General features: G+C 57.3%; 19 protein-coding genes. 10 read left to right on the forward strand and 9 right to left on the reverse strand.

Annotation, left to right across the window (positions count from 1 at the left end):
- Positions 1-215: 215 nt before the first annotated feature.
- The 6 genes from VMJ32_14410 to VMJ32_14435 all read right to left on the reverse strand — a co-directional run bounded on the left by VMJ32_14410 (position 216) and on the right by VMJ32_14435 (position 3,409).
- Positions 216-1,349 (reverse strand): thiamine phosphate synthase, encoded by a 1,134-nt coding sequence (locus VMJ32_14410; protein ID HTQ40216.1) that lies wholly within the window; start codon positions 1,347-1,349, stop codon positions 216-218.
- A 257-nt stretch (positions 1,350-1,606) separates the two neighbouring features.
- Entirely contained in the window at positions 1,607-2,179 is a 573-nt protein-coding gene (locus VMJ32_14415; GenBank protein ID HTQ40217.1) for a hypothetical protein, read from the reverse strand.
- A gap of 15 nt (positions 2,180-2,194) precedes the next feature.
- Positions 2,195-2,461, reverse strand: coding sequence for a hypothetical protein (locus tag VMJ32_14420; protein HTQ40218.1), 267 nt, complete (start codon positions 2,459-2,461; stop codon positions 2,195-2,197).
- Positions 2,462-2,572: 111 nt separating this feature from the next.
- Positions 2,573-2,695 carry a hypothetical protein gene (locus VMJ32_14425; GenBank protein ID HTQ40219.1) on the reverse strand — a complete coding sequence of 41 codons (123 nt, stop codon included), beginning with the start codon at positions 2,693-2,695 and terminating at the stop codon, positions 2,573-2,575.
- 92 nt (positions 2,696-2,787) lie between these two features.
- On the reverse strand, positions 2,788-3,063 hold the full coding sequence (locus VMJ32_14430) for a hypothetical protein (GenBank protein HTQ40220.1): 276 nt from the start codon (positions 3,061-3,063) through the stop codon (positions 2,788-2,790).
- 106 nt (positions 3,064-3,169) lie between these two features.
- A complete protein-coding gene (locus VMJ32_14435; GenBank protein ID HTQ40221.1) occupies positions 3,170-3,409 on the reverse strand; it encodes a hypothetical protein in 240 nt (79 codons plus the stop codon).
- A 543-nt stretch (positions 3,410-3,952) separates the two neighbouring features.
- Between VMJ32_14435 and VMJ32_14440 the strand changes: the two genes are divergently transcribed.
- The 5 genes from VMJ32_14440 (at position 3,953) to VMJ32_14460 (ending at position 10,171) form a co-directional block, all read left to right on the forward strand.
- Positions 3,953-4,441: a tetratricopeptide repeat protein gene (locus VMJ32_14440; protein HTQ40222.1), complete on the forward strand. Its 489-nt coding sequence runs from the start codon at positions 3,953-3,955 to the stop codon at positions 4,439-4,441.
- Between the two features lie 74 nt (positions 4,442-4,515).
- Positions 4,516-7,107: an ATP-dependent Clp protease ATP-binding subunit gene (locus tag VMJ32_14445; GenBank protein HTQ40223.1), complete on the forward strand. Its 2,592-nt coding sequence runs from the start codon at positions 4,516-4,518 to the stop codon at positions 7,105-7,107.
- A 339-nt stretch (positions 7,108-7,446) separates the two neighbouring features.
- On the forward strand, positions 7,447-8,256 hold the full coding sequence (locus VMJ32_14450; GenBank protein ID HTQ40224.1) for an ABC transporter permease: 810 nt from the start codon (positions 7,447-7,449) through the stop codon (positions 8,254-8,256).
- 73 nt (positions 8,257-8,329) lie between these two features.
- Complete coding sequence (locus VMJ32_14455; protein ID HTQ40225.1) at positions 8,330-9,073, forward strand: ATP-binding cassette domain-containing protein; 744 nt, start codon at positions 8,330-8,332, stop codon at positions 9,071-9,073.
- 30 nt (positions 9,074-9,103) lie between these two features.
- A complete protein-coding gene (locus VMJ32_14460) occupies positions 9,104-10,171 on the forward strand; it encodes an MlaD family protein (GenBank protein HTQ40226.1) in 1,068 nt (355 codons plus the stop codon).
- A gap of 34 nt (positions 10,172-10,205) precedes the next feature.
- On the opposite strand, the gene VMJ32_14465 is transcribed toward VMJ32_14460, so the two are convergent.
- Positions 10,206-10,994 (reverse strand): PEGA domain-containing protein, encoded by a 789-nt coding sequence (locus VMJ32_14465; protein ID HTQ40227.1) that lies wholly within the window; start codon positions 10,992-10,994, stop codon positions 10,206-10,208.
- A 431-nt stretch (positions 10,995-11,425) separates the two neighbouring features.
- Between VMJ32_14465 and VMJ32_14470 the strand changes: the two genes are divergently transcribed.
- Positions 11,426-12,763 carry a protein phosphatase 2C domain-containing protein gene (locus VMJ32_14470; GenBank protein HTQ40228.1) on the forward strand — a complete coding sequence of 446 codons (1,338 nt, stop codon included), beginning with the start codon at positions 11,426-11,428 and terminating at the stop codon, positions 12,761-12,763.
- 154 nt (positions 12,764-12,917) lie between these two features.
- A complete protein-coding gene (locus VMJ32_14475) occupies positions 12,918-14,099 on the forward strand; it encodes an LptF/LptG family permease (GenBank protein HTQ40229.1) in 1,182 nt (393 codons plus the stop codon).
- Positions 14,100-14,174: 75 nt separating this feature from the next.
- Here VMJ32_14475 and VMJ32_14480 read toward each other — a convergent pair whose 3' ends face one another.
- Complete coding sequence (locus VMJ32_14480) at positions 14,175-14,804, reverse strand: isoprenylcysteine carboxylmethyltransferase family protein (GenBank protein ID HTQ40230.1); 630 nt, start codon at positions 14,802-14,804, stop codon at positions 14,175-14,177.
- Between the two features lie 337 nt (positions 14,805-15,141).
- On the opposite strand from VMJ32_14480, the gene VMJ32_14485 reads away from it, so the two are divergent.
- The 3 genes from VMJ32_14485 (at position 15,142) to VMJ32_14495 (ending at position 20,033) form a co-directional block, all read left to right on the forward strand.
- The gene (locus VMJ32_14485; protein HTQ40231.1) at positions 15,142-16,788 is read left to right on the forward strand and encodes a HAMP domain-containing sensor histidine kinase; all 1,647 of its coding nucleotides are present in this window, start codon (positions 15,142-15,144) and stop codon (positions 16,786-16,788) included.
- Between the two features lie 82 nt (positions 16,789-16,870).
- A complete protein-coding gene (locus VMJ32_14490; protein HTQ40232.1) occupies positions 16,871-18,343 on the forward strand; it encodes a sigma-54 dependent transcriptional regulator in 1,473 nt (490 codons plus the stop codon).
- 307 nt (positions 18,344-18,650) lie between these two features.
- On the forward strand, positions 18,651-20,033 hold the full coding sequence (locus VMJ32_14495) for a DEAD/DEAH box helicase (protein HTQ40233.1): 1,383 nt from the start codon (positions 18,651-18,653) through the stop codon (positions 20,031-20,033).
- Between the two features lie 771 nt (positions 20,034-20,804).
- Here the strand turns inward: VMJ32_14495 and VMJ32_14500 are convergent.
- Complete coding sequence (locus tag VMJ32_14500) at positions 20,805-22,202, reverse strand: hypothetical protein (GenBank protein ID HTQ40234.1); 1,398 nt, start codon at positions 22,200-22,202, stop codon at positions 20,805-20,807.
- Positions 22,203-22,206 lie beyond the last annotated feature (4 nt).

Here is a 22,206-nt window from a genome sequence, read left to right on the forward strand (position 1 = left end):
TATTCGGCATTCCTCACCCTGCCCTCTCCCGGTGGGAGAGGGAGATTATTTAGCACCCGGCGAATTCATCGCGCCAAGTGTGCGAGCAATGTGGGCAACCAGCGATACCATCGCCGGCTTTGTAACTGCGCTCTCACCCGACCCTCTCCCAGCGGTCGGGGAAATTGCACCGCTTACTGACGTGCGCGGCTCTTTGGCACCAGACGATACACCCCTCACCCCGGCCCTCTCCCGGTGGGAGAGGGAGATAATTTAGCCCCCGGCGACTCGCCGGGGGCTAAGTACGATAACATGGCGCGGGTGGCGGCGGTGGGATCGGGGGCGGCGGTGATGGAGGCAGAGACGGCTACGCGGTGGAGGCCGGAGGAAATCACTTGGGGAATGTTTTCCAGAGTGATGCCGCCGATGGCGAAGGCGGGCAGAGAAATTTCTGCGGCGACGGAGTGGAGTAGGTTGATGCCCGTGAAGGCAGAGAACGATTTGGTGGTTGAGGGGAACGTGGGGCCGACGCCGATGTAACTGGCGCCGTCGAGCACGGCCTGGCGGGCTTGCTCCAGGCTGTGGGTCGAAACGCCAATCAAAGCCTGCGGGCCGACGATCGCCCGGGCGTCTTTCACGCTGAGTTCGTCCTGGCCCACGTGAACGCCGTCGGCGCCGGCCAGCACGGCCAGATCGGCCCGATCGTTCATGATGAACAGCGTGGGCGTGGTGCGGGTGAGGTCGCGCAGGCTGCGGGCGCGGGCGAGTAGTTCGCGGTCGGTTAGTTGCTTGTCACGCAGTTGCAGGGCATGGACGCCTGCGGCGGTTAGCGATTGGGCCAACGCGGCGAAAGCGGTTTCGTTGGGGCCGCCATCGATCAGCACGTACAGCCGCGTTTCTGCCAACCGGGAGCAAGAATTTGCGGTGATGCCTACGGCGCGTTCCAGCGTGTAGGAGCGGAACCGCAGCGACTCCAGTTCCGCGGCCGCGGCGGGGTGCAGCAGCTTGACGTATTCTTCCAGGCTGCGCAGGCCCTGCTGGATGCGTTTGAAGCTGGCCGCGACGACGTCGGCCAGTTGGGTGCGGTTGGATTGCACCGCCGCCGAGAGTTCGGCTCCCACATCGGCTTGCGACTCTCGGGCGGACAGGCGGTTTGCGGTGGGGATGCGCTGCAGGGCGGCTGCTAGATCATGCCGCAACTGTTTGACCAGGCGGGTGAGATGTTGATCGTTGAGGACAAAGCGGACGTAATCTTCCACGACGCGCAGGCCTTCGGCGGTGCGGTTGGATTCGGCATCGACAATGCGGAGGATGCCGGATTGGGTGCCGGGGTTGGGCGGATGCGGATTGGTTGGGGCGGTGTTGGGCATGGCGCTGCACGATGAGTGGCAAAAAGTTTGATTGTCATTGTCGAGTTTGGGCGGGGTGGATGCTAGTGGCGGAGTGGCGGCAATGTCGCCCCGTTGGGGCTTTTAGTTTATTTGGTGACGGTATCCCAGGGCGACGTCCCGGCGCGCCGGGACTTGCCCTGGGCTATATTGGGTTGCCCCTTTGGGGCACAGAGCGGGGGGCAGTGGGCGACGAATCGACGACAAGTCGTCGGCTTGGGTGGGCAACGGCGGGCCGATTATTGGGTGACCAGTTCCAGGGCGATGCCGCCGGAGGGTGAGGCGACGTACAAGGTGAAGTCGAGGGCCGGTTTGAAGCTGTACGACAGCGATTGGTGGGCGTGGAGCGTATGGAACGGTTCCACGCTGCCGGCGACCTTGCCCGACTCGAAGGCCACGCGAAAAGTTTTTGTGGCGTCGCGGCCATTGATTTTCAAATTACTGACGCTGGTCAGTGCCAGGCTGTACTCGGTGTTGGGCGCGGCGATGCTGATGGTATGAAATTCGGGCTGGCTTTGCGTCATAACCGGCAGGGTTCCGGTGAAGACGACCCAGCGGGTTTCGTGCGATCGCAACTCGGCTTTGACGATGGTGAAGGTTTCGCCGCTGGTGCGCTGGATGGTGGCGCCCACGGTGGGCGTGGCGGCGGATTCGATCACGAACACAATCGTGGTGTCGGGCAATCCCGAGCCTGCGGATTCGGCACGAGTAATTTTCCGGACAATGGCCTGGTAAGGGCCGGCCGAGTCGATGGAGATTTGCTCCACGCCGTCGGCGAGGGTGAAAATATCATCGTCGAAGGGAATGGTCATGGTTGGATTCGTGGGTTAGGAAGTGCGGGGAAGTCTGCGGCGGACCTGAACGCCGGCAATTGTGCGGGCCGCTGGCTGCGGTTGGGTGTTGATCACCGGCTGCAACCGAATGGGAAATTGCCGCGGCTTGTGCGCTTGAGCATCGAGGGCGACGAGCCAATCTTGAGGGCGGCTGGCGGAGACGGTAATTTCGCCGTGGGGGTCGATGTCGATATTCAGTTCTGTGGCTTCTTTGTCGGCATTGGCGGTACAAAGATGGACACGTTGAGCTTGGTATTCCATATTCGTTCTTGGTGGCGGACAATTTTTAACGTTGCTGGATTAATACTTTGGATCGATGGCTATTGCACGTTGACCGAAGCCACGTGATGTTTGGCGGAGCAATGTTACGCGTTAGCGGCGCTTCGCCTTCCGAGCTGCGCGGACTTTTCGCTGACGGGGCGGCTTGCTTTTCTTCAGCGGCGCTGGCACCAGCACTGCGCCATCCACGATGATTGGATACTTTTGACGTTTCATGGCGGCAATCCTCCTGTTTTCGGCCGCCGTCAACGCGGGAGGGACCTAAACCGGAGTTGCAGGGTGCCCGTGGCGTCGCTGACGGCGGCGTTTTACTTGGTAACAATTTCGGCGACAACTTCCGTTGTGTCGGCGGCGATGTACAACGTTATATCGGCGGCGGGAGTAAAACTGAGCGATTGCTTGCTGCTGTACTTCACTTCGAGAAACGGCTCGCTGCGAGGTGCGACGTGGCCGCTTTCCAAAGCGATGCGGAGGTTGCCAAGTTGTTCGCGGCACCCGATGGTTAAGTTGGTGATGGTGCCCAAATTGATGGAATACTCGGTATTTTCTGCGGTGATCGGCACGGTTTTAATGGCTGTCGACATGGTTCTCACCATCTACTAAATTGTCAAAATTCGTCCACTGAAGCCTATTTGGCGTCGCACGCTGCGAGGTGCGACGTTCTTGGACTTACGTTCTGTAATTTTTCGTTCAGGCCATCCAAACCACGGTGATGATGTCATTGTCGCCCGGCCCTTGGACGGTAAACGGTTCGATCGACAATCCCTCCGCGCAGGGTCCGAAAGTGACGCAGGCGGGTTGCACAATTTCAATGTATTGGTTGTCGATCAGCATGGCGCTGGTGACGCTTGAGGGAATGAGAACGGCCTGTCGGCACTGGGGCACTTGCACCGTGTTGTCCTGATTGGCAACGGCTAAATTGACTTTCATGTTTTGCTCCTGCATTTGGGTGTTTCTTGCTCGGTTTCAACGATTGTAACAGTTGCGTGGCCCAATTCTGTTGTGTTTTTTTTTGATGTCGGAGATCAGCGACGGCGACGGAGTTGGCCTAACCCCCGGCGGCAAAAAATGTTAATGACTTCAAACTTTCGCCTGCCGCAGTTGTTCGGGAGTGCAATGCATCGGATGGTTGCCGGCACGGCCTGACTTGCATGCTTGCGACTGGGATTCGCTGCGCCACAAATTCGACAACCACAAAGTGCCCCGCCCCCCGGAGCCATGGCGGAAGCGTTTGCCAGCACTTAGCTAGCCATAATTTTGCCTTGCTGCGAGCTAAATCCGGGGTTAGAATTCCCCAGCGACATGCAGATCAAAGGAAGAAGTTTAGCGGTTATCACGGAGGAAGTTAGGGACATGCGCTGGGCCCGCTGGTTCACGCCGCTTTGGCCGGGACTTACCCAGCTCTGGTTTTCAGGAGCCTGGTGGGGTTTGGCGGTCGGCTGTGGTTTCGCCTGGCTATTGAACTTAGCCGTTGTGTCCACGTTCGTTTGGACTGAATGGGTCGATCCTTGGCAACGGCTGGGGGTATGGGTTTTGCTGTTAATGATTTGGGGGGCGTCCGTTATCCTGTCGTTTCGGCAGTTGTTGGGTTTTAATTCCGACCAAACCGCCAAAACCGCAGAGGACTTGTTTCGCCACGCCCAACGCGAATACTTAAGTGGGAACTGGATTAAGGCGGAACAACTGCTCATGCAGTTAATCGGCATCAACGGAAAGGACGTGGATGCACAACTGATGTTGGCCAGCCTGCTGCGCCGCACAGGTCAACTGGCCGAGGCATCAGAACGGCTGCGTAGAATAACGACATTAGACGGCGCCGAAAAATGGCGCAGCGAAATCCAACGCGAACGGCAACTTTTGGACGACCAATTCAATCAACTTCAAACTTCGCCCATCACCCATCAAACAGCAATCAAGGTTAATCCGGTCAAAGGGCAGCCGTCGACCACCAAAGCCGCTTAAGGAATTTATCAATGTCAATGAAAGCCCAGGGTTGCAACCCCTGGGCATGAGTCAACTCAGAAACGAGAGCAATCATGTACGAACGCTTCACCGATCGAGCTCGCAAAGTCATGCAGCTGGCCAATCAAGAGGCTCAGCGCTTCAATCACGAATACATCGGCACGGAACACGTGCTGCTGGGCCTGATTAAAGAAGGCAGCGGCGTGGCCGCCAACGTGCTGAAGAATCTGGATATCGACCTGCGCAAAATTCGCCTGGAAGTGGAAAAACTAGTCCAAAGCGGACCCGACATGGTCACCATGGGCAAATTGCCGCAAACTCCGCGGGCGAAAAAAGTCATTGAGTATGCGATGGAGGAAGCGCGCAACCTGAATCACAACTACGTGGGCACGGAGCATATTTTGCTGGGCCTATTGCGGGAACAGGAAGGCGTGGCGGCGCAGGTGCTGATGAACCTGGGTCTGAAATTGGAAGACGTGCGCGAAGAAGTACTCAGCCTGCTGGGCCACGGCATGGAAAGCGAAGGAGGCGAACGGGGCGGGATGGAACGCGGCGGTGGCGGCGGCGGCGGCTCGGAACCGACGGGAAAAAGCGGGAAATCCAAAACGCCGGCGCTGGACAGCTTCGGGCGCGACCTGACCGAACTGGCCCGGCAATCGAAGCTCGATCCGGTCATTGGCCGGGAGCGCGAAATCGAACGGGCCATCCAAATTCTTTGCCGCCGCACTAAAAACAACCCGGTGCTGTTGGGCGAAGCCGGCGTGGGCAAAACGGCCATCGTGGAAGGGCTGGCGCAGCGCGTGGTCGACGGCAACGTGCCGGAAATCATGAGCGATAAACGGATTGTGGTGCTCGACCTGGCGATGATGGTTGCCGGCACCAAGTATCGCGGCCAATTCGAAGAGCGCATTAAAGCGGTGATGAACGAAGTCCGCCGCGCTAAAAACACCATTTTGTTCATCGACGAGTTACATACCCTGGTCGGCGCCGGGGGCGCCGAAGGGGCAATCGACGCCAGCAATGTGCTGAAGCCGGCGCTGGCTCGCGGCGAAATCCAGTGCATTGGCGCGACCACGCTGGATGAATATCGCAAGTACATTGAGAAAGATAGCGCGCTGGCGCGCCGCTTCCAGGAGATTATCGTCGAGCCGTCGAATAAATCCGAAACGATCGAAATCCTCAAAGGCTTGCGCGACCGGTACGAATCGCACCATCGCGTCCAAATTACCGACGACGCCATTGAGGCTGCCGTGGAACTGTCCAGCCGCTATGTCACAGGCCGTTGCCTGCCCGATAAGGCCATCGATGTCATCGACGAAGCCGGCGCCCGGGTGCGGCTGAAAGCCATGACTAAGCCGCCCGATCTGAAGGAAATCGACGAGGAAGTCGAACGGCTGAATAAGGAAAAAGAGGAGGCTGTGGCGAATCAAGATTTTGAAAAGGCGGCTTCGCTGCGCGATTCGGCCGACAAGCTGAAAAAGAAAAAGCAGCAAATCACCCGCGACTGGCGCGACAAATCGCGCGAGGCCGACGGCGTGGTCGACGAAGAGGTGATTGCCGAAGTCGTGTCCAAAATGACCGGCATCCCGCTGACGCGCATGACCACCGAAGACAGCATGCGCTTGATGAAAATGGAAGAAGACCTGCACAACCGTGTGGTCAGCCAGGACGAAGCCATCAAAAGCATTTCTAAGGCCGTGCGTCGCAGCCGCAGCGGACTAAAGGATCCCAAGCGGCCCACCGGGTGCTTTATTTTTGCCGGTCCAACGGGCGTGGGCAAAACGCTGCTGGCCAAAGCGCTGGCCGCGTTCATGTTTGGCGATGAAGAAGCGCTGGTGCAAATCGACATGAGCGAATACATGGAAAAGCATAACGTCAGCCGCCTGATCGGCGCGCCACCCGGCTACGTCGGCTACGAGGAAGGGGGCCAACTGACGGAAAAAATTCGCCGCCGACCGTATGCGGTCGTGCTGCTCGATGAAATCGAAAAGGCGCATCCCGACGTTTTCAACATGCTGTTGCAGGTCATGGAAGAAGGGCGTTTGACCGACAGCTTTGGTCGGCACGTCGACTTCCGTAACACCATTTTGATTATGACCACCAACGCCGGCGCCGAAGCCATTAAGAATGAATCCGATTTTGGCTTCCGCAAAGCCGACAGCGACAGCTCCTACGAAAGCATGAAGGAGCGCGTCACGGAGCGCATTGAAAAAGTGTTCCGGCCCGAATTCCTGAACCGACTGGACGATTTGATCGTGTTCCGTCATCTCACGAAGGACGATTTGAAGCAGGTGATCGACATCGAGCTGTCGAAAGTCCGTTCGCGGCTTTCGGAACGGGGCCTGAAATTGGTTCTGACCGATGCCGCCAAGGAATATGTGATACGCAAGGGATCGAATCTCGATTTTGGCGCTCGACCGCTGCGCCGCGAAATCGAGCAGCGCATCGAAGACCCGCTCTCCGAGGAGCTGCTTAAGGGCGAATTCCAAGGCAAAGACACCATCGTGGTCGACGTAAAGAAAGACGACGAGGGCAAGGTCAAGCATCTGACATTCATCGGCAGCATCGGCGAACCGGCGGAATTGGTCGGCGCCGCAGCTTCCACACCCGCGGAGTCGAATACCGGCGACGACGATCAGCCCGAGCCAGCCGGGGAAGGTCCGTAAAGTTGTCGGATTAAGGTTTTGGAAATCACATCAGCCCGGGGTTGCCAGCCCCGGGCTTTTTTGCTGGCACTTTGCGTTTGCCAGCATCGCTAGCGGCTTTGCCGATTTTCAATAACCGGAAACATTCCCGCATCCGACACACTTCTCTCAAGCGGCAAGGTTAGACGGTCGAATGATAGGACGGCGGTGTTTTGCGCGCGAAGTGCCGTCCTGCGCTCCGAATGAACGGTCGAGTAGACACGGCAGACACCATTTCCACACCCCTCAACGCAGATGTCCACCGAAGCCAGTTCCTCACTATCTCCGCCATCGCGCTCCCACGGCCATCTGGACGGAGCGATGGATTGGATTGCCGATTTGGGCGAGGTCATCATCCGCTGGATTACGACGATCGGAGACGTCGCGCTTTTTACCTGGCGTACATTTCGCTGGATGTTCACGCGGATGCCGCGCAAAGACACGCTATTGCCCAACTTCTACCAGATTGGCGTGCTGAGCCTGCCCGTGGTGGCTATCACGGGCACGTTCATTGGGATGGTGCTGTCGGTGCAAAGTTACGATCAATTTCGGCAAATGCACTTAGAGAGCCGGTTGGGGGCAGTCATTAACGAATCGCTGGTCCGCGAGTTGGGCCCCGTGTTGGCGGCCACGATGCTGGCCGGCCGCGTGGGCAGCGCCATTGCCGCTGAGTTGGGCACCATGCGCGTGACCGAGCAAATCGACGCGCTGACCTGCATGGGCGCCAACCCGATTTACTATTTAGTCGTCCCACGGTTTTTGGGCTGCTTGCTGTTGATTCCGGCGCTAACCGTCATGGCCGATTTCATGGGCGTCGTGGGGGGTGCTTTTTACAGCATCAGTATTTTGCAAATTGATTCCCATTTCTACTGGGAGAATTCGCAGCGCTATGTCGGCAACTGGGATTTATACGTTGGTATTTTTAAGAGCCTGTTTTTCGGCGCGGCGATTGCACAAATCAGCTGCCACCGCGGTTTCCATTGCGACCCCGGCGCCGAAGGGGTGGGCCGTGCCGCTACGAATGCCTTTGTGTACTCGTTCGTGATTATTTTGATTCTCGATTTGTTCCTGAACATTGGACTGAACGCACTTTCTCAGGCAATTTGGCCCAGCCAAGCCAAGCTGTTTTGATCGCATGACCGGCGATACTTCCAAACCACTGATCGAAACGAAAAATCTCCACGTCCGTTTTGGGAGACAAGCCGTGCTGCGCAATCTGAACATTGCCGTGCCGCGCGGACAAACGCTGGTGGTCATTGGCGAAAGCGGCTGCGGCAAAACGGTGCTGTTGAAAATGCTGATCGGCCTGGGGCAGCCCAGCAAGGGTTCCGTCCTGCTGGAAGACCGGAATTTGGCTCAGCTGAACGATCAGGAAATCGCTCGCCAGCGCACCCGGTACGGATTTTTGTTTCAGGGAGCCGCGCTGTTCGACAGCCTGACGGTCACGCAAAACGTCGCCTTTCCGCTGAAGGAGCACACCGACAAAACCTCGGAACAAATTCAGCACATTGTCATGGAAAAAGTGGCCGAAGTGGGCCTGCCCGCTGAAGCGCTTGACAAACATCCGGCCGAACTGTCCGGCGGCATGCGAAAGCGCGTCGGCCTGGCCCGCGCGTTGGCCCTTAATCCGGAAATCATGCTGTACGACGAGCCGACCACGGGACTGGATCCCATCATGAGCGACGTCATCAACGAACTGATCCTCAACACCCGCAAGTTGCACTCCGTGACCAGCATCGTGGTGACGCACGACATGAACACGGTGCGCAAAGTGGCCGACCGCGTGGTGATGATGTTTCCTTTGGCGAATCTCAAACCGGAGGAACCCCAATTGATTTTCGACGGTCCGCCCGATGCGCTGGAACGCAGCAGTGACAAGCGTGTTTCGCAATTTGTGCGCGGCGAGGCCGGCTCGCGCCTGCGCGAAATGCAAAAAAACTCACACTAATTATCCCACTGACCACTGAAACCCCCGTCCATGGACGAACGTGTCGTACAATTCCGCGTTGGTGTCACGGTGCTGGCGGCACTGATTATCACCGGCATTCTGATGCTGCTGTTTGGCGAAGCGCCGGCATTGCTGCGCGGAACGTACGTGGTGTACATCAAATTCCATTCCGCGCCCGGTGTCTCGCAAGACACGCCCGTGCAAAAAAGCGGCATTCGCATCGGCAAGGTGACCAAAGTGCAGTTCGCGCCCGACAATGACGTTTTGATCACGGCCAGCATTGATGGCGGCATCGATTTATATCGGGACGAAGCCGTGGAAATTAAACAAAGCCTGCTCGGTGATGCCAGACTGGAATTTGTGCCCGGTCCCCAAAGAGTGGTCCAGCGGACACGGATTCAACCCGGCGATCTGCTCGCCGGCGCCGTATCGACCGATCCGCTGCAAGCCTTCGCCAATATCGAAGGCAATTTGAACCGCGCCGCGGAATCGCTTACCGATGCCGGCACCGAAGTCGGCAAGCTGGCAAAGAATCTGAACGACGTGTTGGGTACGAATCGAGAGCAGTTCTCCAAAATCATCAAAGACACCGACGATACCATGCAAATGTTCCAAAAATCGCTCAAGGACATTGACGATGTGGCCGGTGACGAGAAACTGAAGCACGACCTCAAGCAATCCATTGCCGAAATGCCCAAACTCCTGGGCGAAACGCGCGACACCATCAATGGCATGCAAAAAACCATCGCCTTGGCGAACGACAACCTGCAAAACATTCAAACCGTGACCAAGGCCATGGACGAACAAGGCGAGGGGATGATCAGCAACATTGCCCAAAGCGTGGAACGCTTGGACGATTTGCTGGGACAAATGAACAAGTTCAGCCGGGCGCTGAACAGCAAAGAAGGCTCGCTGGGACAACTGGTGAACAATCCGGAGCTGTACAATAATCTCAGCCAGGCGGCGACGAACGTCAATCGTTTGACCCGCGAACTGGAACCGATCATTTGCAACGTGAACATCATCACGGACAAAGTGGCGCGTCATCCCGGTGTGATCGTGACCGACGCCATCAGCCCTGGGCCAGGATTAAAGTAATCGCAATGGCCGTCGTCCGTGCCAGTGAGGGATTTTACCGTTGCAGGGGCGTTGTTGCCTCGCCAATCGGCCGCCAACCGGGCGGAACGACCGGCTGATTGAACAGCGGTCCACTGGTGGGTGGGGCAGCGGGAGGGGGCGGCAGCGCACTGGGTGCAGGATACGCATTGGGCGCAGGGTACCCGCCCGGCGGCGGATAATTGCCCGGCGGGATTAACGTTGGCGCCCCGTTGATCGGCGGCAACGCCTGCGGATTGGCATTCAACGCCGGCGCACCCCCCGCAGCCTGAGAAGTGATTTGCGGCGTCTCGATTGCCGGAGCCGCCATTGCTGGCGGCCCTATCGCGGGAGCGACTGTCGCCGGGGGCGCTGTAACCACGGGCGTTTCGGCCGCCGTCTGCATGATACTGGCGGTGCGCAACTGATCGGCCCGACTTTTCAGCTCTTCGGTGGGCACCATTATTAACGGGCTCATTTGGTAATCGAAAGCACGTTCGTCACGAATTTTTCCCGGCCAAAAGTTCTCGCTGAAAAAATCAATGCCCGGCCAATCGTACCAGGGAGCAGGCATCGGCTGATAAACCGTCAAGGTTTCGTAGCCGTCCTTCACTAAGCGAATTTTTCGGGTGCCATAATAAGTGTAATTGGCGGAGGCGGGCGCGGAGCCGATTTGATAATCGTCGACATAAACCTCCGCACCGGGCGGATTGCTCCGTACGGTCATCCGCCGCTCCACGCACCCGGACAGGCTTTCCGCCAGCGCCAACAGGGCCAGTGCAAAACCTAAGCGGCGGAGGCAATTTGTATGGGTAGCAATCGACATCGGTCGGTCAAAATAGGGAGGCGCGAACGGCCACAGAGAAAAGCGCGGGAGTATAGCCGGCGCGCCCCGACTGTTGCTAGCCCGATTCCTGCCTTACAGGCCAAAGCTGCAGCCGACGATGGTGGTGGGACAATTTGAAATTCCGACAGCCGCTTTTCCCGACTGACACAGTCGGGCTATGTTCAAATTGGCCCACCACCCCGACGATCCAAGACTACACCCGCCCAAAATTTCCAGTTAGAATGGGTATTTTGCGACGCACAGCGCAAACGGGAAGTTACGCTGTCATATCGCACGGTAACGTTGCCTTTCCGTTTGGAACACCGCCGTGGCCGATGCTCGAACTTTGAAGTATGGGCATTCGGAATAACTTTTCTTGTAGTGCGTAGACAGATTCTCGCGTTCTGAAAAACTATCGACAAGGCTCGTGCATGGCATCGGCAGTGACTTGGAACGATTGCCTGGAATACGTCGCACTCACCGATGTCGGCATGCGTCGCGCGAACAATCAAGACGCCCACGCGGAAGTTCTCGCTCCCGATCCGGAAAGTTGGTTTCGTCGCGGTCACATGTTTGTGGTTTGCGACGGCATGGGGGCCCATGCAGCAGGGGAACTGGCCAGCGAGATGGCGGCGGAAGGCATTCCGCACAATTATCTCAAATATTGCGCGTTGCCCGCCGCCGACGCCATTCGAAAGAGCGTGGAGGAAGTGAACGGGCAAATTTATAGCCGCGGGCAAGCCAATCCGGATTTTCAAGGCATGGGCACGACTGCCAGCGCGCTGCTGCTGTTGCCGCAAGGCGCCTTGGTGGCCCATGTTGGCGACAGCCGCGTGTATCGGCTGCGCGGGCAACGTCTGGAACAGCTGACGTTCGATCACAGCTTGGTGTGGGAGATGTCGGCCGCCGGACAAGTACCCAAAAGTGCGCTGCCCGGGTTCGTGCCTAAAAACATTATCACTCGTTCGTTAGGTCCGCATGCCGAGGTACGAGTCGATTTGGAAGGCCCTTATCCGCTGGAACCGAGCGACATGTTTTTACTGTGTAGCGATGGCCTGAGCGGCCAAGTGCAAGACGCTGAAATCGGTGCACTGCTGCAATCGTTGCCTCCAGCAGAAGCCGCGCAGGTGCTTGTCGACTTGGCCAATTTGCGCGGCGGACCCGACAATGTCACGGTGATTGTCGTTCGAGTAATCAATGCCGCGCTGACGTCGGCTGGCGGATGGCAGGCCGAACCGCTGGCCCTTACCGCGCAACCCCCTGCTGCGCCCCCGCCTCCCCTTGGCGGCAAATCACTGTGGATTGCCGCAGCTGTGTGTCTGACGGTCGCGCTTGTTTTGGGCATCGCCCAATGGACCATTCCCGCGCTGTGCGCGATTTTGGTCGCAATCGCCTTGGGCATGATTAGCTTCCTACAGCGTCTAACACCGACACAGCAAGCGATGCGCTATCTGCCTGCCGGTGTGCGGTTAGGCAACGGGCCACACGCCACCATCGAATGCCAACCCAATGAAGAACTGGTACGGGAACTGATATCGATGATTGAGCAATTGCGGGAAGCTGCCACCGAAGAACAGTGGTCGGTCGATTGGGAGCCATTTAATGCTCGTAGTCTTGAGGGCAAACAAGCGTTAGATGCTCGGGATTTTCCACGAGCCGTCCGCGAGTACGCTACTGCCCTGCGTTTCCTGATGAATGAGTTGCGCCAGCAACAAGCGCGGGTGCAAACCGGAAATTACCAGCCGCAGCCTCGCGCTGAAAATGGTTGATTTTTTCGGGTTGTTCTGCGGCAGATGATCGGTCGGGTAAGCACTTCGAACCGAGATCTTAATTTCTGGCCGGGAATTTTTAACAGGTTCTGTGGCGAGTCGAGAAATTGTCGTTTCCGGAACGGCGGGAAACGAGTACAGTAATTTTCCCACTATGCCAATTTTTACCCGCTATGTTCTGGCTGAATTGCTCAAAGTCTTTCTGGTGGCTCTCGCTGGAATGACGTTGTTTTTTTTGTTGTTTGGCGTGGTTCGGCTGGCGTACTACGAAGGCTTGGGACTGAAGCAGGTGTTGCAGCTGATACCGTATGTGTTGCCCGATGCCATGCGGTTCTCGGTTCCGGCCACGATTTTGTTCGCCGCTTGCAGCGTGTTCGGGCGATTAGCCGCGGCGAACGAAATCATTGCCGTCAAAGCCAGCGGCATTACGCCGATGATTCTGTTGTGGCCGGCCTTCGTGCTGGCATTTTTGGTTAGCCTGTGGGCAGTGTGGCTGAACGATGTGGCTGTTTCTTGGGGCTACGACGGCGCCACGCGGGTGGTGGTGGAAGCCGTGGAAGAAATCGCCTACGGGCGGCTGCGTCAACAGCATGCCTATAGCGCGAAGAAGTTTTCCATCAATGTGGCCGATGTGGATGGCAAGCGTCTGATTAGCCCGACCATCACCTTGGAAGGCGAGGGGGATCAACCCTCGACCACGATCATCTGCGAGGAAGCCACGCTGCATACCGATTTGGCCGCGCAAACACTGAACATTTCGTGCGACAACTGTTCGATCCAATACGGCGAACTTAATTCCGAGATGCCGCATTTAGATCGGGCGATTCCGCTCAACGAGGCCAGCCACAAAAGCGGCGGGGGCGGCAGTCCCTCGTACTTGGCGATGCACGTCATTCCGAGCGAACGCATCGATCAGGAAAATCATATTCAGAAATTGCAGCAGCAATTTACCGCCAAAGCAGCCTATCAAATGATCTGCGGGGATTTTTCGCAGTTGGAAGGTCCATCGTGGTCCGCCGCTCAATCGGAATTGACTGAAGCGCAGCAGCGGCTGTATCGGTTGCAGATGGAGCCCTCGCGCCGCTGGGCGAACGGCTTCAGTTGCCTGTGTTTTGTGCTGTTGGGCGCGCCACTGGCCATTTGCATGCGAAACTCCGACTTCCTGAGCAGCTTTTTTATGTGTTTCATGCCAATCTTAATCTGTTATTACCCCTTGCTGATTTTGGGCGTGTCGAAGGCCAAGGCCGGTTTTTTTCCCGTGTGCGGCGTCTGGGCCGGCAACGTCATTCTGGCCATCGTCGGCGTGCAGTTCATGCGCAGAGTATATCGACGCTAGAATCGCTGGGCGCACCGTAGGGGAGAGAAAGACAAGCGGCGTGGGGAAGCGGGAAAATCGTGGCTCCGCCGCTGCTTACGGCAAATGAAATAAGTGCGGCCAATTCGGCTGCGATCGCAATTGCACAATCAGAAGGCACACAATCGGCAGCCAAATCCAGCGTGCGGCTCGAATGCCTTCCGACAACAGCCCGCCCACGCGCACCTGCACGGTGTCCGCGCTGCGGAAACTGCCGGGCCGCGGAAAAAATCGCGGGACCCGTTGGCAGTATTCGTCGAATGCTTTGCCAAACCGGTTGCGCAGCCGGCGTTCTTCCACCGGCACGGTGGTCGACAAATATACCCAACTGGCGAGCACCAACCCGATGGCAAACGTCAAGCTTTCCAAAAATACGGCGGCAGAAAGCACCATTAAAAACGTGCCCAGGTACAGCGGATTGCGGCACAGCGAATAGGGCCCTTCCTGAATCAGCTCCGCGGTTTTTCGGCCACCGATGTACAATGTGGACCACCAGCGAAATGCAGCGCCGGCAAAAAACAAGAGCCACGCTGCCTGGTCGAACACAAAATCGACCCAACTGCCTTCCAGGGACAAGGGAATCGACAGTAACATCAGCACGCTGAAGGGGACCAAAATGACAATGCCAATCCAGCCCCGTGATCGGGCAAACCACGTCTGAACGGGCGCCTCCACAGCGATGCTCATAGAATTTTCTCTCGGCAGTAAAAAGGCGGGCATTCTCTGGGCAGCAAAAAAAGCGGGCGGAGAGTACCAGCGATGCCTGCTAGCGTCAATAGCGTCGCACCTAACCTCGGTAGTGCAGCACCAAACGCATTTACACACCGTTAATATCGACCCCGCTACAACAGGAAAACTAGGAAACGGGTCAAACTAAAATTTCCGCCCTTTCGAACGTGAAAGATTGCCTTCTGCCGCCGCAGTTCATTTGCTACACTTCCCGCCCCGCGCATGACGGCCGGCATGGCTGCCCACGACGTCGTGCTGCTAGCACTATTGGCAATCTGCGACAAGGAGGTCGCTTGTGTTGTCCCGGTGGCCCATCCGGAACAAGTTGTTGTTAGGCCTGACGCTGCTGTTGATCATCATGGTTACGATGTCGACCAGCAGCTTCCAGGGGACGTACGCCTACCGCGAATTGGCGCGCAGCATTAGCAGCCGCGCTCGCGAGTTGCCGTTGGCGACCGCATTGTCGGAGCAGGTGAGCAATTTGCGCGTCTGGCTGGCGGATTTGGAGGTGATGGGGCTGTATCCCCACTTAGAGTTGCCGACTCCTGTATCAGAGTCAAAACTGAGCGACAGCTTTCGGCAGGAATTTTCCCAAGCGCAGGCGACGGTGCAAGATTACGACAGCGCGCTGAACGACAGCGCGCTGAAAGACAGCGCCCACTCGGAATTTCGCATCGGTAATCGCAGTCAGGAATTCGAAGCGCTGGCCCAGGTCAAGCGCCTTCTGGCCGACATCGAAAAAGACACGGCCGCCGATCACTGGTATCACGATGGCGACGCGTGCCAAACTCCTTATGTCAAGTCCGACCTGGAGCAATTGCAGTGGCTGGTCGCCAAGCTTCCCAGTTTCCTGCAGGAACGAATGCAAGCCCTGAAGGATGAAGTCCGCACGCGGTATCGCGCCTGGATCATCCTCACATGGATCTGCGCGGTGGCGGCAACGATCTTGCTGAGCCTGTTCATTTTTCTGTGCTACCGCTGGATTTTCCGCCCGCTACGGTTGCTGGTGAAAGGTTCTCGCATTGTCGCCGCCGGCGATTTCAATTATCGGATCCGGCTGGAATCGCACGACGAAATGGCGGAGCTAAGCGCCGCCATGAACGACATGACCACCCGCTTCCGCACCATCCGCGACGATCTGGATCGTCAGGTTCAACTACGCACGCAGCAAGTGGTCCGCAGCGAGCAACTGGCCAGCGTCGGCTTCCTGGCGGCGGGCGTGGCGCACGAAATCAACAATCCGCTGGCTTCCATCGCGTTGTGTGCCGAGTCGCTGGAAGGGCGCCTGTTGGAAATGTGCCCCACCAGTAGCGATCAAGTTGAAGTCGTGCAGCGTTACCTCAAGATGATTCAGACCGAGGCCTTCCGCTGCAAGGAAATCACGGAAAAACTGCTCGACTTTTCCCGCCTGGGTCCGGCCAAGCGACAAAGCGCCGATTTGCGCGATTTGATCCAAGGCGTCATCGATATGGTGCGCCACCTAGGCAAATACCAAAACCGCAACATCGACTTTCCCGCCGGCGAGCCCGTCATCGCCCCGGTCAACGCTCAGGAAATCAAGCAAGTGGTGCTGAACCTTGTCACCAATGCGCTGGATAGCGTGGAAGCGGGCGGCACGCTGACCATTCAACTTTCGCGCAAACCCGATTTTGCGGAAATGATTTTCGCCGACAACGGCTGCGGCATGACCGACGAAGTGCTCAAGCACCTGTTCGAGCCCTTCTTCACCCGCAAGCGCGGCGGCCAAGGCACCGGCCTGGGCCTGTCGATCGTGTACCGGATTGTCAGCGAGCATGGCGGGCAAATCGAGGCCGCCAGCGCCGGTCCGGGCCGCGGTTCGCAATTCCACGTCACGTTGCCTCTGGCCGAAGCAAAAAAATCGCCCCTTGAAAATCAAGCGCACAGCGATCCAAGCCCAGCCAAACAACCCCTGGCCGCCTAAGCGAACTACCCGCCACAAGACATCTGACATCAGATCACCAAGCACAAGGAGCCGCATCATCGCTACCAAACCGCGTAAACGATTGAAATTGCTGTTCGCCGACGATGAACGTACGCTCCAGGAACTGATGCGGATTGAGCTCGACCGCATGGGGCACGAGGTCACGGTCTGCCCCGACGGCCTGACCGCCGTCGCCGCGCTGGAACGCAACACCTACGATTGCATCATCGTCGATCTCGATATGCCCGGCCTCAGCGGCGTCCAAGTCATCGGCAAGTGCAAAGAGCTTTCGCCCGATACCGAAGCAGTCGTGCTCACCGGCAAATCGTCGCTGGAAACCGCCGTGGCTGCCTTGCGTCACGGGGCGTTCGATTACCTCACCAAGCCATGCAAGCTGGTGGAAATCGAAGCGCTGCTCAACCGCGTCATCCAAAAACGCGAGCTCACGCACAAATTCCGTGCCCTCAAGCGGCGGCTGGAAACGGTCGAAGGCACTTCGCAACTGATCGGCAACTCGCCGGAAATCGAGCGCGTGAAAAAACTGATTGCCAAAGTCGCGCCGACCGATTCCACGGTCCTCATCACCGGCGAAACCGGCACCGGCAAGGAACTGGTCGCCCGCGCCGTACACGATCAAAGTGCTCGGGCCGAAATGCCCTTTGTGGCCATCAACTGCGGGGCGTTGCCGGAAAGCCTGATCGAAAGCGAACTGTTCGGCCATCGCAAAGGGAGCTTTACCGGGGCCGACGAGCACCGGGTGGGCCTGTTCGAAGTTGCCGATGGCGGCACGCTGTTTCTGGACGAAATTGGCGAGCTTCCCAAACCGATGCAAGCCAAGCTGCTGCGTGTCCTGGAAAGCGGCGAAATCCGGCGGGTCGGCGAAAATCAATCGCTCACGGTCGACGTGCGTGTGGTGTGCGCCACCCATCGTCAACTGGACGAAATGGTTTCGGCAGGCGATTTCCGCCAGGACCTCATGTTCCGCGTCAACACTTTCGAAATTCATTTGGCCCCGCTGCGGGAGCGCATCGACGACGTGCCGCTGCTGGCGCAACATTTACTGAAGCGACTCCGCCCGCACCTGCGCTCCAGCGACGTGGCCTTCACGCCCGAGGCCATTGAGAAGCTGCAACACCACGATTGGCCCGGCAACGTGCGCGAGCTGGCCAACGTGGTGGAGCACGCTTCGATTTTGTGCGACGAGCTGCCGATCACCGGCGAACATCTGCCCGAACATTTCGGCCTCCGCCGCCTGCGGATCGACGGTGCTCACGCCCAAAATTCCAGCCATGATTCGCTTCCTTTGCCCCATGTAGAGCCGCGCACTTCAGTAAGCGGTGCGACCACTCCACTCACCACTCACCCTTCCACCACTCCACCACTCACTCCGGCCGCCGCTCCCATCTCGCTGCGCGACTTGGAAATGCAGGCCATTTACCAAGCACTGGAACGCAACGGCGGCAACAAACCCAAAACCGCCGAAGAACTTGGGATCAGTTTGAAAACGCTGTACAACAAGCTGAACCAAAGCCAAAATCTCGAACGTACGGCATAAAAACGTTTATCCGCAACACGCTATTGAAGCGGGCTTGGTTTCGACCCACCCCACCATGAACTAGCGTTTCACAGGTCCGTGTGCTATACTTCACTGATCGATCCTCTCGGTAAATCCATAGGATCATTCCAGGTTCAATGGTTCTTTGAATAACGCCTACAGGCGTTTATCGCATTAGGCCCTGGGAAGTTTTACAGGGCTCGTTTCATCACCTGCGGCCAAGGCCTGTCGTCTTGTGCCTCGTTTCGGCAGCCGCCCGTTTCTGGGTTCGCCGTGCAGGATCTTGATTCCGCCTCTAGGAGTTTGCATGAGTTTTGTTGAATTGGGGCTCGTTGAGCCCATCTTGCGTGCGCTGGTTTCCGAAGGTTACACCACTCCCACCCCCATCCAATCGCAAACCATCACGCACGTGCTGGCTGGCAGCGATGTCCTCGGTTGCGCCCAAACTGGCACCGGCAAAACCGCGGCCTTCGCGTTGCCCATTTTGCAACGCATCGACCAGCACCGCCGCGCCGCCGTCCCTCGGGCTCCGCGCGTTGTCGTAATTGCTCCCACCCGCGAACTCGCTTCGCAAATCGGACAAAGTTTCGCCACTTATGGCCGCAACCTGCATTTTCGCCACACGGTAATCTTCGGCGGCGTCGGCCAAGGACCTCAAGTTCGAGCGCTCACTAAAGGTATTCATATTTTGGTCGCCACGCCGGGCCGACTGCTCGATTTAATGTCCCAGGGCCACGTCCGCCTGAACGAACTCGAAATTTTTGTGCTTGACGAAGCCGACCGCATGCTAGACATGGGCTTCCTCCCCGATTTGAAAAAAATCATTTCGCATTTGCCTCGCCAACGGCAATCGTTGTTCTTTTCCGCCACCATGCCGGAAAACATCGCGGCTCTGGCTCACAGCCTGCTGCATAATCCGGTGCGGGTTAGCGTGACGCCGCCGGCGACCACCGTTCAACGGATCGAACAGCAAGTGCACTTCGTGGAGCATCGCCACAAGCAGGCGCTCTTGCAGCACGTGGTTCGCGAAAACGGCTGCGATCGAGCATTGGTCTTCACACGCACCAAGCATGGAGCCGATAAAGTGGCCCGCAAACTTGGTCAGCAGGGCATCAAAGCCGATGCCATTCACGGCAACAAATCGCAATCGGCCCGGGAACGGGCACTGTTGGGTTTCCGCACCGGCAGGCTACACGTGCTGGTCGCGACCGACGTGGCCGCCCGTGGGCTCGATGTCGATGGCATCAGCCACGTCATCAACTACGATCTGCCGACCGATCCGGAATCGTACGTACACCGCATTGGCCGCACCGGCCGGGCCGGCGCCAGCGGCATCGCCATCACTTTTTGCGAACACGGCCAACGCCGCGCCCTGCGAGATATTGAAAAAGTTGTGCGAAAAACCATTCCGGTCGCGCCCACCTCCGCGGCCATGCAGGCAGCAGCGATTGATCACCGTGCCGCCGGTTCCGAACCGCAAGGCAGACCGCCACGCCCTCGCTGGGAACGAGGCGGATCGCAAACTCGCCGAGGCCACGCCCGAGCGCGGACACACAACAACCACGGCCACGTTTCCCAAGGACAATCATCGCAGGGTCACGCTTCGCGCGGTCAGGCGTCCAACGGGCAGAGCAAATCGCTTTACGCCCGGCGTAAAAAACGTCCGGCTCACCGCCGTGCTTTGGCCTGATTGTACTCCCCCGGTGGCACAAAACCAAAACCCGGAACGGACCGCTCGAATTTTCTCCCTCTCCCTAGCAACCGAGTACGGTCGACCCAAGTCGACCGCACGCAGGGCGGTAGTTGCATTGAAATACGGGCCGGGGTGAGGGTGAATGGTTCAGAACTGAGTACCAATCTCTGACCGAACTTTTGCACCTTAGTTTTGACCGATTGGTGCAAAAGATCGGATCCAAGCAGCATTTCTCTCGGGCTTTTTGCGAATTGCGGGCCGAGTTTTGTGCGCAAAACACGGGAACTCGATTTTGCGTGCAAAACACCGGGAGTTTTGCCCGCACGCAACTTCCCATTCCTCGGGAAATTGCGGGCCGTTTGAGTAACCGAGCGCACAAAACTCGACGCCTTAAGTTTTTCGAGGCGTGATGTATCCCCGCTCTTGGCCAATTAAGTGACCAAGTGCTAAGACGTTGCGTCGTACGCATCGCTCAGTGCAAAATTCAACGCCGATTCGGCGCGCTTGTTGAGCGAATCCGCTTTCAACGCGTCACAGCGTACCGACATAGCTGCGTAACGTTTAACCGCGACGCGCTAGCGGAGCGGGTTCGGCCGCAAATCGGCAAACAGCGCAGCATTCAAGCTGGGAGTTCACCCATAAAACGGAATCAGGTTGCCAAAGACCCAGCCGCAGCAACCGCCCAACCTCCGACGATTGCCGCCTGCACAGCCCCAGCGCTGCGGCGCGCATTGTAATCAACGGGTGGCCCAATTTGTGTAGATCTAGTTAATTCTTAATGAAAGCACTTGAATCAACTTTTTGTCGAGGCCAAAAAGATTGCACTGACTGATATGAGATGTTGATCAGGCTTTCATCAGTGCTAGGAACCGCGCTGATCTCGGTTGGGGATTCCAAGCGAACGTCGACTGAGTCGTAGCGCTTTCCGCCATGCAAAATCCGAAGCGGCTCAGCAAGCACAATTGTGGCGGCGACTGCACCAACAAACGGAACCGCTGCACTAACACTAGCTAATTGCATGTGGCCGCAACCGTCGTGTGCGGCAACACTCCGATAAAAAACATTTTCTAAAATTGCTGATTCATCCATCGACGGACTTGCTGATGAGGGCCAAAATTTCGTTGCTGCTTTCTGACCATTTGGGAAACTGTGGATACTGATTGCATCAAAATTGTCAGACCTTCCTCCGAGTCCGGCTTCAGTCACAAATTGAAAGCCAACTTGATCCAATGCTTCTCTCGGTCCCTTACCATCAAATCCACAAAGCCCAAGGCCTGGATCGCTGCCAACAACCTGGCACCCCTTTTGAAATGGTCTTTCCAGAAGCTTAGGACTAAACCCACGTGCGCGCAACCAACGAAGTGCCACGCGCGATTTTAGCTTCCCGCGGTCACGCTTCCTGGAAATCGATCCTGAATCCCAGTTACCAGTAACAAGCGTGTCATAGTCGTTGAGCAGCAGATTCATATCACTGGGGTCACTGTAAGGCAACAATCCAATACACCAGAGATAGGCTTGACCGAGATGACCTAATCCCAGCAACCACGCCTCATTCGGAACAACCTCTAGCGGCATACCCACCGCATCCAGCGCATCCCACGACAGTTCAGGACGCCAAAGCGACATTCCAATTGTCCGCTTGGTCGCCTCAATGTTGACACGCGCAATCCGTAGAAAAAGTTCAGAAACTGCGAGAGCACCTGCGGCAACGCCTGCAAGCGGATTATGTTCGCGCTCCAACAGCCGGACCTCTTCACCAGGACCAACTGCTGCAGCCCAACCATCAAAAGTAACGTGCAAACCATTGCACACATCGCGGCGACTTCCAAATACAATGCGGGACGTGTGTTCGGCTCGTGGAGGTTTGCGAACACCGATTCGCTTGAGCGCATCCGCAAAATTCACCGCGCTACCAAATGGAACGGCAAGCGGCATGTCTTGTCCGGGATTTGCTCCGTCGCAGACCACCATGCCAGGAAAACAACGCACTGCTGTATTCGCCGCCGTCAATATGGCGGATTGCCATACGGCTGACCCCACAACCTCCTTCCCCCAGCACAACATGATCTGCGATTTCGATAAAATACTGGTAGCCTCCGCCGGACAAATGTTCAATTTTTCGATAAGAATCTTGTCTCGCCGCGAAAATGTATCTCGATCTAACATTGCG

The sequence above is a fragment of the Pirellulales bacterium genome, assembly GCA_035499655.1.
Classification (GTDB): Bacteria; Planctomycetota; Planctomycetia; order Pirellulales; family JADZDJ01; genus DATJYL01.